Here is a 13,076-nt window from a genome sequence, read left to right as displayed (position 1 = left end):
TAATTCTATAACCGTGGCGGCACTAGATCAGCTAATAATCCCACTCAAGGAAATAGGATTAACACCATGAATGAAAGACCTTCTACTAAGGGATCAGAAGCCGCGCAGGAGACTTCGACATCCGCCACCCTGCGCGAGCACCCCAAACATATCATTCAATGGATAGTCTTCCTTTCTATACCCTTTCTCCTCCTCGTCGCCTACACAGAACTGATCACCATTCTCAACACTCTCTATCGGGAGGGGATCTCGGGCGATCCGAATGCTCCGGAGAAGTTATGGGCCTACCTCAAGATCATCGCTGTTCCCAACTCGACCCTTCTCAACGTTCAAAGCGGCCTGGTTTTTGCACTCCTCGGCCTGTCATTCATCGAGGGAACCACCTCCTCCCCCTCGGCGCCGGTGAAGAAGGACCAGTTCGGACCTGAATGGCTCGCTCATCAGAAGAAGACGGCGAAGCTGCTATCAGATGAAACCGCACTCCAGGCAGTCGTTTTCATAATCAGCGCCGCTATCACCGCGGTTTCGACCTTGAACTTCATCAAGCGCTTCCTATCAGACGCCGGCGGATGGGAGTCATCACTCCTCGCAGCAGCCCTGTTCTGGATGCTCTACTGGATCGTCTTCAAGTACATCATCAGGAAGTCCGAGGCATCCCCTTCAGCATCAGAACGCGTCCTGAGACTGCTAGACACCGCAGCCGCACTGGAGGACCTGAGGGCACTGTCCACGGGTGAATCAGGGATGACGATGTGGCGGATGGCGCGAGGCAGGACTCGCCCAGAACTTCCTGAAGACCTTCAGAAAGCACTTGAACAGGACACGGAGCCAAAAGTCATTGCAAGACCTGCGAGACTCAAGGGGCTTCTCGCATCCGTTTTGAGAAGGAGGTCCGAATTGTGGGCGATTCCAGTCGGGCTCCTCATCCCTCTCATCGTTGTCACCATGATGATTTGCCTCGACAAGAACACTCCGGCTGAAGCTGTTCTCAGGCACCTCGCGGCCCCTGCGGGCTTCAGCATGATTCTCACCCTCTGCTTCGGCTGTTCAGTGGTCACGCTTCACCAAGCCGTGCTCGAACGTCTTTCCCAGAAAGAATTCGTCCCCATTTATCTCCTCGCGTGGATTATGTTCATAATGAGCATCGTATTTCTCACCGTTATCTGGTTCTCCGAACTCACCACCCTTTACGCACGCGACATTGAATCCATCCGCGTCGCTTTATTCTTGTTCTGCCTTTTCTCACTCCCCGCACTCCTCAAATGGGGTCACATCATCGCCCACCCCCTGGCGGCCCCCGACAAGACCCCCTTCAAAGAGATCATCGATCATGTAAGCGAAGAGTTGAAGGCTGAGAAAACAGAACTGCTGACAGAGATCCGCTAGGCGCACCGCCGACAAACGACTACGCGGAAATACGAATCCGCCGGCAACTAGCGCACCCGCGGATCAAGAGACCCGCGCACGGCATCACTCGACTTATCAGGAATTCCACACCACCCGTCGCACAGTCCTCTTACAACACAACGGCAGTGGCCCCGCCACGACGAATCGCGACGGGGCCACCGAGTCCAATTCAGTGAATCAGCTCAACCACAGGCAAGCGTTCACTTCATCTTAGTTCCGACGGAACCGAGACGCTGGCAAGCCTCGACGACGCGAGCAGCCATGCCCGCTTCAGCGGACTTGCCCCACGAACGCGGGTCGTACTGCTTCTTGTTGCCGACCTCACCGTCGATCTTCAGGACGCCGTCGTAGTTGCGGAACATGTGCTCCACGACCGGACGGGTGAAGGCGTACTGGGTGTCGGTGTCGACGTTCATCTTGATGACGCCGTTTTCGACTGCGAGAGCAATTTCCTCTGCGGTCGAACCGGAGCCACCGTGCATGACCAGGTCGAACGGGCGGTTGTTCTTCCAACCAACCTTTGCTGCAACCTCTTCCTGGATGGTGCCCAGGATTTCGGGACGGAGCTTGACGTGGCCCGGCTTGTAAACGCCGTGGACGTTACCGAAGGTCAGAGCGGTCAGGTAACGGCCGTTCTCGCCAAGACCGAGAGCCTCAACGGTCTTCAGCGCATCTTCGGTGGTGGTGTAGAGCTTCTCGTTGATCTCGCCGACAACACCGTCTTCTTCGCCACCGACAACGCCGATTTCGATTTCGAGGATGGTGTTTGCCTTCTGGGAGAGGGCGAGGAGTTCCTTGGCGATCTCAAGGTTCTCCTCAAGCGGTACGGCCGAGCCGTCCCACATGTGCGACTGGAAGGTCGGCAGATCCTGGGTGGCTTCAATCTCCATGAGCGGGCGGATCCAGGAATCGATATTCTGCTTTGCGCAGTGGTCGGTGTGCAGAGCGATGGTCACGCCGTAGTTCTTGGCGACCTCGGTTGCGTATGCAGCGAGGGCGAGCGAACCGGTGACGCGGTTCTTGATCGTCGAACCGGAAGCGTATTCAGCGCCACCGACGGAGATCTGAACGATACCGTCAGATTCTGCCTCGGCGAAGCCCTGGATAGCAGCGGTAACGGTCTGGGAAGAGGTCACGTTGATCGCGGGGTAGGCAAACTTGCCTTCCTTCGCGCGGTTCAGCATCTCGGCGTAGACCTCAGGGGTTGCGACAGGCACAGGAGCCTCCTATTCGAACGACAGATTTGTCACTGGCTATTGTTCCACACATCGCAAGTTTCGTGTGAGGTAGGAAGTCCCTATTTCCTGCACATAAGTGCTTCCAAGGCGGACTTTTGCCCGTGCGGGCAACAAAAACAGCGAAGTTTGAGCTTCGGTATCCCGGCCTCGCCGATGAGGAACGAGGCCACGCACATCACTGAAACGTCAGACCAAACTGGACGCGTGCGCCCACATCGCGATTGCCGCCGCATGGCCAACGTTCATTGAGCGCGTCGATCCTCGCTGGGTAATGTGGACGATCACCTCGGCAAGGTCGCGCATTTCCTGGCTCAACCCGGAGGATTCTTCGCCGAAAATCAGGCACGCTCGCTTCGGTAGTTCAGTGGATTCCAGTGGCTTGGAGCCCTCCACGTTATCGACGCCGACGAGGCTCATTCCGCGCTCTGCACATGATCGGGCAAGGTCTTCGGGGGTCTGGCAGTGATCGACCTGCAGGTAGCGGTCAGTCACCATTGCCCCGCGACGATTCCAACGACGACGCCCAACAATGTGGACTCGACTGGCTCCCAGCGCATTTGCAGTGCGCACGATAGAACCGATATTGAAGTCATGACCGAGGTTCTCGATTGCAACCTCGAACGGGAGCGCGTGGGCTGCGATGTCTTCGCGGATCGCGTCCATCGTCCAGTAGCGATACTGGTCTTCAACGTTGCGATGATCGCCGTTTTTCAGTAGTTCAGGATCGTACTTTTCATCGGTCGGAAGCTCACCAACCCACGGACCAACACCGGGCAGGCTTTCTAAAGCAGGCGTGGCCTCGTCCCCCATTGCGCCACGGGAGAGCGCACGGTCTGGCACCTGCGCACCGCGCTCACCGGCGCTGACGACATCCTGATAAACATCACTCACGGGCATAACGATAGCGTCTTGCATTACATAGCAAGCACAAGCGAGGGAAATAATGGCACGATTAAGACATGTCTCCACGTCATGCACTCTTGTCCCAAGACGAACAAATCGTCCGCCACATGCGCACGCACTTCAAAGCCATCCTTGGCAATACGCTAGCTGAGCTGATTCTGATCATTGTCGGAATCTTCGCATCGGTCTACCTACCGACTGAGTGGGCGCCCTACAGCTACGAAATCGTCTGGGCAATCGTCATCGTCGCGACATTCCCGATCTTCATCATGCCCTTCATCCGCTGGTTCACCACGACCTTCACGCTGACCACGAAACGCATCATCACGCGCCACGGCATCATCAACAAGAAGGGACACGACCTGCCCATCACGCGCATTTCCGACGTGGCAATGGACCGCGACTTTATCGACCGCATCTTCGGGTGTGGCACTCTGACTCTGCAGACCAGCGCAGACGACCCGCTTGTCCTGCACGATGTTCCGCGCGTCGAATACGTTCAGGTTGAGATCTCGAACCTGCTGTTCAACGACATTCAAGGCGCAATCGACACAGACCCTGAATAAACCCTTCTCCATGTCTTTCCCTGATATTCCACATAGGATGAAGACATGACTGATAACGAAATCGCGCCCAAGGCCCTCACCGACATGCCACCTGTTTCCGCATGGCTTTCCGACATGGACGGTGTTCTGGTCAAGGAAAACCGGGCGCTTCCCGGAGCTCAGCAGTTCCTCGAGGCACTGCGCGCCAAGAACATGCCATTCTTGGTTCTGACGAACAACTCAATCTTCACCAACCGCGACCTGTCTGCTCGACTTGAACGGTCCGGTTTGGATGTTGCTGAGGAACATATTTGGACGTCGGCAAACGCGACCGCAGCATTCCTGTCGCAGCAGTCGCCCAACTCGTCCGCATTCGTGATTGGCGAGGCTGGACTGACGACCGCGCTCCACGGCGCCGGCTACATCATGACCGATCAGGATCCTGAGTACGTGGTGCTCGGCGAGACACGTAACTACGACTTCAACGCGATTACCCGAGCAATCCGACTAATCGAAAGTGGCGCAAAATTCATCGCCACCAACCCGGACGTCACGGGCCCCTCAGATGAAGGCACACTGCCCGCGACCGGTTCGATCGCAGCAATGATCACCGCAGCCACCGGTAAGCGCCCCTACTTCGTCGGCAAACCGAACCCCGTGATGATCCGCGCAGGTCTGAACAAGATCGGCGCCCACTCTGAGCACGCTGCAATGGTCGGCGACCGCATGGACACGGATATTCAGGCGGGTGTTGAAGCCGGTCTGCGCACGCACCTTGTGCTGTCCGGCTCAACGTCGATCGAACAAATTGAACAGTACCCGTACCGCCCATTCGGAATTCACGAGGGTATTGGTGAGCTGATTGAACTGGTCGAGGCATTCGCCGACTGACCGCCTATTTTCCCTTCTCGGGCTGATTGCTCGAGCTCTTGACGAAAGTTCCCCCAGCCTCAAGTGAACTGCCTCCCCCCCCCGGGAGAAAAACTGAATTAATCAGTCCAACTTCCGGGGGACAGTTCAAAGGTTGGGGCACTTTCATATGTGGCGCTCTACGGAGCGAAAGGTGTGGCGAAACCGTCCCATCGTCTATGCCACCTACCGTCTAGACTGTGAAGCATGACGAATGACTCTCAAAAAGCCCGCCTGTCCGAACTCGTCAAGGAACTTGCCGTCATCCACGAAAAGGTGACTCTGGCTTCCGGTCGCGAATCTGATTTCTACGTTGATATGCGTCGCGCAACGCTTCACCACGAAGCTGCACCCCTGATCGGTCACGTCATGCTCGATCTTTTGGAAGAATCCGGTTTTGCTCCGGGCGAAGATTATGTTGCAGTTGGCGGTCTGACCATGGGAGCGGACCCCGTTGCCACCGCAATGATGCATGCCGCTTCTTCGCGTGGCCTCGACCTTGATGCTTTCGTTGTGCGCAAGGCTGCCAAGGACCACGGCATGAAGCGTCGCATTGAGGGGCCGGACGTGGTCGGCAAGCGCGTGGTTGTCCTTGAAGACACTTCGACCACTGGCGGTTCGCCTCTGGAAGCTGCCACTGCTCTGCGTGAAGCAGGAGCCGAGGTCGTTGCGGTTGGAGTCATCGTTGACCGCGCAACCGGCGCTAAGGAACGCATCGAGGCCGAGGGATTCCCCTACTTCTATGCGCTTGGTCTTGAAGATCTCGATCTGGCCTGATTTCGCGGTAGAAATCTCATGCGAAATCGACTCTTCACGGGACGTTGCTCAGTGTGTTTGAGCGCGATAGCAGGTCTCACGCTTACTCTTGGCGCATGCTCACCATCGCCCCAGCCAAACCCGCAGTCTGCCCCCACAGCGCACTCAATCGGATCTGAGGCTGAATCGGGGATCTATGCAGATCCTCAATCGGCCCCATCGCTTCCCGAGATGGACGCTCCTACGGAGGGGTGCCAAGCGATGGATGACATTCTCGTCCAGGCACTCGAGTCCTTGCCTGAAGGACAAGCCTTTACTGAAGCAACACTCTCGGGCGATTCCACCACTGCAACTACCGCGTGGGCTTCTTTCGTCAAGGCTTTTGCCTCGGCGCAGACTGATGCTCTAGTGCAAGCAGGATCGGTGGATTCCACTGGTACTCATGCAATGGAAGCCTTCAAAGCGTACGCGGACGCAAGTGCACGCCTGTCTGATGGCTCCTTAAACGAATACGTTGATGATCGGGCTGGAGAAGAAGCAATTAAGACCGGGAAGACGCCCGAGTTGAACCCCGAATATGCATCAACTGTAGAGCTCTTTAACTCCGCGCACATCACTTTGACCGAGTGTCTTCCGCACTGGCCAATCGTGTTCTAAGGCAGAGTTCCAAGGCAGATCTCCAAGGAAGATTTTCAGACCCGTAAAGAATTTCGCTTCCCTACACTGACGAACGAGGCCCCTCGGTTTCCTGAGGGGCCTCGTTTCGCGCCGGCAAACTGGAAATCTACCGACCTGCTAGATCACGATTCTCTTTACGGGAACGGGCGAATAACCCACGGTGCCGTGTTGTAGTACCCGTAGCTGGTCCACACGGAATCAACACGAGCCGGATTCCCCATCCAGTCGGTGTGGACAACCCTCTCATTACCCAAGTAGAGCGACACGTGCGTCACTACGCCACCCGACGTGTAGAAGATCAAGTCGCCACGTTGCCTTTGCGACAGCGGAAGGTATTGGAATCCGGAGTAGTTGTAGAGCTCCTGCGAGGTGCGATAGGCCGGCCACGCATGCTTGTGCACGTTAATCGGTTGTGGATCAAGGCCACCTGCGTGTAGTGCTTGAAGCACCAAACCCGAACAGTCAAAGCCTAAGTTGTACGGACCAGCTCCACCCCAAGTGTAAGGCGATCCCACCTGCGCCAAAGCGTAGGAAATCATTGCTTCAATGTGTTCGGAGCGACTTGCACTAAGCGAAACGGTCGGCGCAACTTGATACTGGTCAACGTACCAGGAATACCCGGTTCCCATCGCATTCCATGTGCGCTCGTCGACAACGCCCGTTTGTGGCAGGCCCGCTCGACGTTGGAAGTTACGCACTGCCGACATAAAACCACTGTCAACGGACGCCAGCTTCATCGGGTGCCAGATACCTAGGCGCTGTTGAACGATTCTGACTTTCACGCCGTTCATGCCGTAGGTCAGAGTATTGGTAGCCCATCCAAGGGACTGAATTGACATTGTCGGTTGTAGATAGCCGGCGGGAGCTTGGTAGTTGACCCATTGACCCGATGAGAGGAAGTTGTACCATTTCCCGTCGATCGTGCGGCCAGCATTCGCCATGATGCCTGTAGCGGGATCAAGGTAGTACCAGTCCAAACCAACCCGTTGCCATCCAAGGCCGACTTCACCTGAAGGCTTGCGGTAATGCCAGCCATCTGCGCGCTTTTGCCAGCCAGTCAACATCGCGCCATCTGATGCGAACTCATAGGACTTCCCGCCGATGGTTCGCTCGCCTGTCGCCATGATGCCTGTAGCGGGATCAAGGTAGTACCACTTCTTACCGGAGGCGACCCAGCCGCGGGTTTCAGTACCGTTGGAGTTCAGGAAGTGCCAGCCATCTGCGCGCTTGTGCCAGCCGGTCCACATCGCGCCGGAGGCCTTGAAGAAGTAGGTTTCGTTTCCTACTTGCTTCTGGTCGGTGGCCATCTGCCCCGTTACAGGGTCAAGGTAGTACCAAGCGCCTCGGTCACTCAACCAACCATAAACTTCGGCGCCGTACGTAGTCGCATAATGCCACCCATCGGACATCTCAACCCAACCGGTACGCATCGCACCAGAACCATCAAACAAATAAAAAACAGAACCAACCTGATGACGCCCCGTCTTCATCTGCCCCGTTTCAGAATCGAGGTAGTACCAAGTACCTCGATCATTCAACCACCCACGAACTTCGGCGCCGTACGTAGTCGCATAATGCCACCCATCGGACATCTCAACCCAACCGGTACGCATCGCACCAGAACCATCAAACAAATAAAAAACAGAACCAACCTGATGACGACCCGTCTTCATCTGCCCCGTTACAGGGTCAAGGTAGTACCAAGTACCTCGATCATTCAACCAACCTGTGGTAAGAGCGCCAGACGCGGATGCGTAGAACCACGAATCAGAGTTGCGGAACCAGCTACTTGCCATGGTCCCGTTCGCGTCAAAGTAGTAGGTGGAGCCGTTAATGCGCGCCCATGAGTCTTTCAGGAGCGTTCCGTCGGGTTGTTTCCACTGCCAGACGCCGGAGTAGATCCATGAACCTTCAGGGGATTGCAAAGGTTCGTGGGCGGTCGTCTTTTTCGGGGTAGCGACAGGAGCTGTGGTTTCAGCTCCTAGAGGTGAAGTACCCCCATTTTGATTCTGCGGGTTTTCTTGGGGATCACTCTGGGTTGTGACAGTTGGAGGTGCGCTTTCACCGTTTTCGTCAGCAAACGTGGCAACGTTCGTCGACAGGACAAGCCCAGAGATGACAAATGCGCTTGCCAATGTACGCCACGGGACTTGATGTGAAACTCTCATTGTTCCCCTGTATTGCAACTCCGGCGATGACACCATAATCAGCCAGATTGGATTACTAGTAACTACTACTCGGTGGCCATCGAGTCAGATGGCGCATGTTACTGAACACTCGCGAATCGACGAAATGAGCACGTTGACTTCCAGTCTACACAGCACGTCGAACAATTTAACGTTCGGGGTTGCGCGGATTCACGAGGCCACCCAGACGTTCAAGAACGCCATGCTCCAGAAGCGTCGAAGGAGTAGATTTTTCCACCAATATTCTTCGAGGTGTTTGCGACCATGATGCCCGTTGAGGGATCCATGTAGTACCAGTAGCCGTTCACGACTGCCCAGCCAACAACCTCGGCACCACTGGTTGAGGAGTAGTGCCAGCCATCGCTCAGACGTTCCCAGCTGGTCGACATCGCACCCGAAGCGTTGAACACGTAGGTGGTTCCATTGATCGTACGTCGGCCGGTCTGCATGATTCCCGTGGTGGGATCAAGGTAGTACCACGTTCCTCGATCATTCAACCAGCCGTAGGTTTCGTACCCGGATGCGTTGAGGTAACGCCAACCGTCAGAGTTTGATGTCCAGCCGGTCTTCATCGCACCATTGGCGTCGAAAGTGTAGGTCCTGCCACCAATTGTCTTGGAAGCATGTTCGACCATGACGCCATTTGATGGATCGAAGTAATACCACGTCCCATTCAGGCCCAGCCAGCCGAGGCGCTCAACGCCGTTGGAATCGGAATAGCGCCAGCCTTCCTTCAGCTTGGCCCATCCGGTAGACATTGCACCCGAAGCGTTGAACACGTAGGTGGTTCCACCGATCGTGTGGCGTCCGGTCTTCATGATTCCCGTGGACGGATCAAGGTAGTACCAGGTGCCGTTCAGGTTTAACCAGCCGAAGACTTGGTCGCCCGATGCGTTGACGTAGTGCCAGCCTTGCGACGTGGAGGCCCAGCCGGTCTTCATCTTGCCGTCAATGTCGAAGACGTATCGCTTTCCGTTGATGGTCTTTGCCGTGTCTGCGACCATCTTGCCGGTCGTCGAATCAAGGTAGTACCAGGTTTCGCCGAGCTTAAGCCAGCCGGAAGTGTACAGGGCTCCCGCATATCCACCTGAAGGCTGGAAGTAGTACCAGGTGCCATCCTCTTCGTACCAGCTGGTATTCATCCAGCCTGTTGAATCAAAGTGGTAGATGTGCCCATTGATTTTCGCCCAGGTTGACGCAATCTGAAGGCCGGTGCCGTTGGCAGCCCAACGCCAATTGCCACCAATGTTCTGCCAGTTTCCTCCGGACGGAGCGTAGGGAGTGGTGGAGGTTGTCACCGTTGAGGGGGACAAAGGATTGACGCCCGACTGCAGGTCCATCTGAGCTGGTTGCGGAATACTTACCCCTGCTGCACTCTGCGCGGAGTCGGCGCTTGTCGCTTTAACTCCGGGAATGATGAGCGCGGCAGCTACGAGGCCAAGCAGAGCCGTTCGCTTCGTCATACGCAGTTTCATTGGCGAGTTCTTCCTTCAATCGACTGATCGTTGATGGGAGTCAACGGGCACACGTCGAGCAGACATGTCATTACAGAGTATCGGTGAACAAAATGAGGGAGCAAGAGCTCAACCACATTATTATCACCAATCACATTAGTAACAGTAGTAACAATAGCCCCATTTAATGCTGGTACGCACTCACATATGCGGAACAGCCCGCATCACACGACGCGTCAAAGAACGCGGAGCAAACTTCATCAACGCCATCCCGACCTTCGCAGGAACAGTCGGCGTGACCAGCACTTTCCCGCGACGCACCGCGCCAAGGCCAGCAGTCACAACTTCCTCAGGGGTCGCCAAGAACGCATCCGGCATCTCTTCCATATCGACACCAGCCTTTGTAAAGAATTCAGTACGAACCGGCCCCGGCATAACAGCGGTAGCAGTCACTCCCGAGCCTCGTAATTCCTCCGACAGGCCCTCGGTGAACGCAACGACCCACGCTTTATGCGCGGAGTAGGTGCCCGCCCCTGTCCGCGACGCTACCGACGCCGTGTTGATGATGGCACCTCGATGGCGCACACGCATCGACCGAGCCGCATGATGCGACAACACCATCACCGCACGAACCATGACATCTAAGCCATAGAGCTCAGCATCAAGATCGTTGTCAGGGAAGGACATGCCCAGCCCAAATCCAGCATTATTCACCAGCAGATCGACGGGCTTCAGAGCCGAAGCGCCCACTTCAGCGCCACCCACATCCAGACGCTCAGCGACGCGAGCCAGCTGGTCAGGATTCGCCAAGTCAGCGACGATCACCTCCGCGTTAATCCCCACGTAGGCGTGAAGCCGCTCCGCAAGCTGATGCAATGTCGCTTCACTCCGTGCCACCAGGACCAGGTCATGGCCACCTGCAGCCAGTTGCCAACAAAACTCTTCGCCAATGCCCGACGTCGCGCCGGTAACAAGTGCAGTTCCCATGAGATAAGCCTACGAGGCAAAGCACGCCAGCGTCAGGGACGTTCACCCACAACTACCGCAGGAGCGAAAGAAACTGACAAACAGGTCTTTGGTGAACAAGCGCGGGCTCAATCCGTGAACGAGCAGGGTTAATCCGTGAACAAGCGGGGTTAATCCGTGAACAAGCGAAGTCAATCCGTGAACAAGCGCAGACTCATTCCGCGAACAAGCGGGGTCGGAGCCTGCCGACTAGGGTTTATCCCATGAGATTTGCTACCTGGAACGTCAACTCCATCCGCACCCGCGTCGACCGCGTCATCGCTTTCCTTGATCGCTCGAGCACAGACGTACTGGCGATGCAAGAAATCAAGTGCAAGCCCGACCAGTTCCCCGTCGACCAGTTCACCGAAGCGGGGTACGAGGTTCGGATTCACGGCCTGAATCAGTGGAACGGTGTTGCGGTAGCCTCGCGCCTACCGATTCTTAAGGTCGAGGATCATTTCGCGGGCCAACCCGCATTTGGGAATCCTCCGGTTGTGGAGGCTCGTGCACTCGGCGTTACTGTCGAGTCGCCCGACGGCTCACCGTTCACAATATGGAGCCTGTATATCCCGAACGGTCGTGAGCTGACCGACCCTCATTACGTCTACAAGCTCGAGTGGCTACGCGTCTTGAAGGAAAACGGTGTGAAGTGGCTGTCTGAGGACCCGAAGGCGCAAATCGCCATGGTCGGTGACTGGAATGTTGCCCCCTTTGATGAGGACGTGTGGGACATGACCGCATTTGCCGGCGCCACCCACGTCTCACAGCCCGAGCGCGACGCGTTCTTTGCTTTCGCCGATGATGGGTGGGTCGAAATCACCCGCGAGCGCGTCACCAACTACACCTACTGGGATTACCAGAAGCTACGCTTCCCGAAGAATGAGGGAATGCGCATTGACTTTGTGTATGCCTCCCCCGCGTTGGCCTCGCGTGTGGCTGAGGCTCAGATCGATCGGGATGAGCGTAAGGGCAAGGGCGCGTCGGATCACGTGCCAGTCATCATCGATATTACCGACTGACCACGTGGGACCAGAGTCCACCTTCGCGCTCTGAACGTTAGGCGTTCACGAGGCCCAGCAATTGGGCGTTGAGCTGCGACCAGTGTTCCTTATGCCAGGGGCCGAATTCTTGCGACCCAAGGAACGCTGCGGTCGCATCGTGTTCACGGTCAACCCAGAGGAACGAGCCTGAGACTCCGAAGTGACCGAATGTTGTGGCCGGCGCATCTGGGGCGGTCCAATGCGGGTTCTTCGTTCCCCGGATTTCAAGGCCGAGACCCCACGGGCATGGGTTATGCCGACCGTATCCGGGGACAACGCCCGCAAGGTCGGGGAACTGCGGGGTTACCGCTTCACTCGATAGCGCATCGCTGATCAGAGTTGGATGCAGGAACTCCTGGCCGAGAATCAGCAGATCGTCAACATTTGCTCGCCCAGAGCGTGCGACCGAGCCGGGGACATCTGTCATCGTCATCCCCAGAGGCTCAATCACGGATTCTTCAATCCATCGACCGATGTCTGTTCCCGTTGCTTCGGCAACCGCATCACCAAGGATCTCGAAACCGGCGTTGGAGTAAACACGTCGTTTTTCGACGCCGAACTGTGCATCGCGAGATTCTGCGGGCAAGCCCGAGGCGTGAGCCAGAAGGTGGCGAATCGTGGACCCTTCGGGACCAGCTGGATCGCCCAAACTAATAAAACCTCGCTGGACTGCAACCAGCGTTGACCATGCCATCAAAAGCTTCGTGACGGACGCCAGCGGATAGACAGTCGACGTGTCACCAACCTTGACCAGGGTCTGTCCCCCAACATTCAACGCATACGCATGAGCAAAAGGAATATCCATCAGTTCGCTCGTGATGACTGCCATGCGTGTTCCTTCCGCATTGTGACGCTCGCTCGACTGTTCGAGCCGTGCTGTTACCGGTGTGCCCCTATTCTAAACGCGCCCTTATCGGCCACGGGTTCTGGTGGCAAGCGCACGTGTGGGGCG

12 protein-coding genes are annotated in these 13,076 nt (G+C 56.4%); 6 read left to right on the top strand and 6 right to left on the bottom strand.

All coding sequences use genetic code 11. The features are described from left to right. Positions 1-66 precede the first annotated feature (66 nt). A complete protein-coding gene (locus PG731_RS07425; RefSeq protein WP_270773119.1) occupies positions 67-1,386 on the top strand; it encodes a hypothetical protein in 1,320 nt (439 codons plus the stop codon). 221 nt (positions 1,387-1,607) lie between these two features. On the opposite strand, the gene fbaA is transcribed toward PG731_RS07425, so the two are convergent. Further along, the gene (gene fbaA, locus PG731_RS07420; protein WP_101628475.1) at positions 1,608-2,624 is read right to left on the bottom strand and encodes a class II fructose-bisphosphate aldolase; all 1,017 of its coding nucleotides are present in this window, start codon (positions 2,622-2,624) and stop codon (positions 1,608-1,610) included. 207 nt (positions 2,625-2,831) lie between these two features. Then, a complete protein-coding gene (locus tag PG731_RS07415; protein WP_270773152.1) occupies positions 2,832-3,455 on the bottom strand; it encodes a TrmH family RNA methyltransferase in 624 nt (207 codons plus the stop codon). A gap of 149 nt (positions 3,456-3,604) precedes the next feature. Between PG731_RS07415 and PG731_RS07410 the strand changes: the two genes are divergently transcribed. The 4 genes from PG731_RS07410 to PG731_RS07395 all read left to right on the top strand — a co-directional run bounded on the left by PG731_RS07410 (position 3,605) and on the right by PG731_RS07395 (position 6,415). Then, positions 3,605-4,114, top strand: coding sequence for a PH domain-containing protein (locus PG731_RS07410; protein ID WP_270773117.1), 510 nt, complete (start codon positions 3,605-3,607; stop codon positions 4,112-4,114). Between the two features lie 45 nt (positions 4,115-4,159). Next, the gene (locus tag PG731_RS07405; protein ID WP_270773116.1) at positions 4,160-4,984 is read left to right on the top strand and encodes an HAD-IIA family hydrolase; all 825 of its coding nucleotides are present in this window, start codon (positions 4,160-4,162) and stop codon (positions 4,982-4,984) included. Between the two features lie 225 nt (positions 4,985-5,209). After that, a complete protein-coding gene (gene pyrE / locus PG731_RS07400) occupies positions 5,210-5,779 on the top strand; it encodes an orotate phosphoribosyltransferase (protein ID WP_101628478.1) in 570 nt (189 codons plus the stop codon). A gap of 240 nt (positions 5,780-6,019) precedes the next feature. Beyond that, positions 6,020-6,415 (top strand): hypothetical protein, encoded by a 396-nt coding sequence (locus tag PG731_RS07395; protein WP_270773114.1) that lies wholly within the window; start codon positions 6,020-6,022, stop codon positions 6,413-6,415. A gap of 155 nt (positions 6,416-6,570) precedes the next feature. Here the strand turns inward: PG731_RS07395 and PG731_RS07390 are convergent, their stop codons facing one another. The 3 genes from PG731_RS07390 to PG731_RS07380 all read right to left on the bottom strand — a co-directional run bounded on the left by PG731_RS07390 (position 6,571) and on the right by PG731_RS07380 (position 11,063). After that, positions 6,571-8,571 carry an NlpC/P60 family protein gene (locus PG731_RS07390; protein ID WP_270773113.1) on the bottom strand — a complete coding sequence of 667 codons (2,001 nt, stop codon included), beginning with the start codon at positions 8,569-8,571 and terminating at the stop codon, positions 6,571-6,573. 242 nt (positions 8,572-8,813) lie between these two features. Next, positions 8,814-10,097 carry a hypothetical protein gene (locus PG731_RS07385; RefSeq protein ID WP_270773112.1) on the bottom strand — a complete coding sequence of 428 codons (1,284 nt, stop codon included), beginning with the start codon at positions 10,095-10,097 and terminating at the stop codon, positions 8,814-8,816. A gap of 180 nt (positions 10,098-10,277) precedes the next feature. Continuing rightward, positions 10,278-11,063, bottom strand: a complete 786-nt coding sequence (locus PG731_RS07380) for an SDR family NAD(P)-dependent oxidoreductase (RefSeq protein ID WP_270773111.1) — start codon at positions 11,061-11,063, stop codon at positions 10,278-10,280. A gap of 242 nt (positions 11,064-11,305) precedes the next feature. On the opposite strand from PG731_RS07380, the gene PG731_RS07375 reads away from it, so the two are divergent. Then, positions 11,306-12,103, top strand: coding sequence for an exodeoxyribonuclease III (locus PG731_RS07375; protein WP_270773108.1), 798 nt, complete (start codon positions 11,306-11,308; stop codon positions 12,101-12,103). Positions 12,104-12,140: 37 nt separating this feature from the next. Here PG731_RS07375 and PG731_RS07370 read toward each other — a convergent pair whose 3' ends face one another. Beyond that, on the bottom strand, positions 12,141-12,953 hold the full coding sequence (locus PG731_RS07370) for a serine hydrolase domain-containing protein (protein WP_270773107.1): 813 nt from the start codon (positions 12,951-12,953) through the stop codon (positions 12,141-12,143). Between the last annotated feature and the right edge of the window lie 123 nt (positions 12,954-13,076).

The sequence above is a fragment of the Pauljensenia sp. OF14-1SRA genome (assembly GCF_027694595.1).
GTDB lineage: Bacteria > Actinomycetota > Actinomycetes > Actinomycetales > Actinomycetaceae > Pauljensenia > Pauljensenia turicensis_B.
Note: the sequence above shows the minus strand (reverse complement) of the source record. Positions and strands in the feature narration are given on the sequence as shown.